The sequence below is a fragment of the Bacteroides sp. NSJ-48 genome, from assembly GCF_014287405.1.
GTDB classification, from domain to species: domain Bacteria; phylum Bacteroidota; class Bacteroidia; order Bacteroidales; family Bacteroidaceae; genus Bacteroides; species Bacteroides stercoris.
This window is the reverse complement of record NZ_JACOOD010000102.1, coordinates 1-1,719: the sequence shown is the minus strand read 5'-3', so window position 1 is coordinate 1,719 and position 1,719 is coordinate 1. Positions and strand designations below refer to the sequence as shown.

Sequence of the window (1,719 nt, the reverse complement as noted above, 5' to 3'; positions counted from 1 at the left end):
TTGAAAGTCACATTGTTCTGAAAAAGGGCTTTCAGAAAGTTCAGGAAGGTGCTTTTGCCCGTGTTGCGTTCTTCCGACACCAACAGCAGGATAGGCAACTTCTGAATCGGTTGCAGGTAGAGCAGTTGCAGATAGTCCATCCCCAACTCGTATTGTTCCCCGAAGATGTGATGCAGCAATGAACGGATAGAGGGGAAATCCCCTTGTCGGGGTACATGGTCTATCGGTTCGTAGAGGTTAAGGAATTTGCCGACCACGGAACGGTAGCCGATGTGTTCGGGTACTGTGCAGAAGCCGTCATACTTGGGAACGCTGCCGATGTAATCCTTGCCGTAATCCTGTCGCAGGGTCTCGTTGTTCCATGCGATACGTTTCCTCACGTACCCTCCGTTCAGTTTCGGTTGCTCCACAATCTTGTAGAGCGTTGTTCCGACACGGATAAATTCTTCCTTTGCCATGCCGCCATCCGATGGCGGTCTGTGGCTGTCTTGTTGTTCGATAGCTGACATAATCAAATGGTTTTAAGTTTGAAAATTACCAGCTGCAAAAATATAATCAATTATCGGATAGGTTGTTATGCAAAACACAGCAGAATGGTGACAAATAGCCCCCGAAACAAAAACTTTCAATGGTCTGGGACAGGAAACGGGTTGCGCAAACGGAAAAACTCCCGAAAAGCGAATGTCGGATTACGCTTTTCGGGAGAAAAAAACAGAGCGTCTGTCGTGCTGTCATACTGACTTAATGAATTACTGACTTACCGAGTGAATTACGTCAGTCATTCAGCTACGAGAAGTATTCGGATTTGGATATACCGTTGGTATTCAGCGAGAAGAAGATGCTTGTTTTCTCTTTTCGCAGGTACAGTCTTTCAAGAACGGCATTGCGTACCCTTTCGGCTCCGAATGTGCCGATATGGAAAGCAAGGGCAACTATCGCTTCAAGGTTGTAAACCTCCATACAGCAATTATCGGATACCTGTATGCTTCGCCTTATCCCGTATTCCCTTAAAATTCCGCTCTTGCAAAGAGCTTTCAGCCCTGCACGGAATGTCGGGGCGGTTACTCCGAACAGGGCGCAAAGTTCCCATTCGCTCATGGCGGTTGCGCTAATGTCGGTCGGCAAGGTGATGTTGCCGTTGCCGTCCGTTGTGATGATGCTTCGTTTCATGGCTATGCTTGGTTATGGGGTTACATTTCCGAACGATGCGTTCAGCTTGTTGCCGAACATCGTCAGGTCATTGTCAAGTTTCTGTGTGGTTATCTTCGCATAGATTTGAGTCGTGACAATGTTCGTGTGTCCCAGAACACGGCTCACGCTTTCAATGGGCATCCCCTTGCTAAGAGCCAGTGTTCCAAATGTATGACGTGCGCAATGGTAGGAGATTTGCTTCTCTATTCCGCATTCCGCCATTACCTTTTTCAGTTGTTTGCACATCGTCCAATAGTTGATTTTCCCGAAAACCAGCCTGTCTTCCGACAGATACTTGTACCGTTCGATTATCTGCAAGGGAATATCCAGCAGCTTCACTTGGAACGGGACATTTGTCTTGTGCCGTTTCGACAATATCCATTTCTCACCGTTCACCTCCACTATTTCGTCCGTTGTGAGTTCTTTCATATCCACGAAAGACAAGGCGGTGAAGCAGGCGAAAATGAACAGGTCTCGCACCAATGCGAGGGTGGGGTTGTCAAACTCGTGCGCCATGATTCTTTTGAT

2 protein-coding genes and 1 pseudogene are annotated in these 1,719 nt (G+C 47.5%); all 3 read right to left on the bottom strand.

Features of this window, described 5'->3' with window-relative positions:
• Positions 1-509: pseudogene (locus tag H8S52_RS19605) on the bottom strand (helicase); the annotation flags it as partial.
• 277 nt (positions 510-786) lie between these two features.
• Positions 787-1,170 (bottom strand): hypothetical protein, encoded by a 384-nt coding sequence (locus H8S52_RS19600; RefSeq protein WP_118305415.1) that lies wholly within the window; start codon positions 1,168-1,170, stop codon positions 787-789.
• Positions 1,171-1,182: 12 nt separating this feature from the next.
• Positions 1,183-1,719 (bottom strand): site-specific integrase (locus H8S52_RS19595; protein ID WP_186910404.1); only part of this gene is annotated, 537 nt, incomplete at its 5' end.

Excerpts from the sequence above, each read along its gene's own strand:
- H8S52_RS19600 (WP_118305415.1), bottom strand. The coding sequence starts at position 1,170 with ATGAAACGAAGCATCATCACAACGGACGGCAACGGCAACATCACCTTG.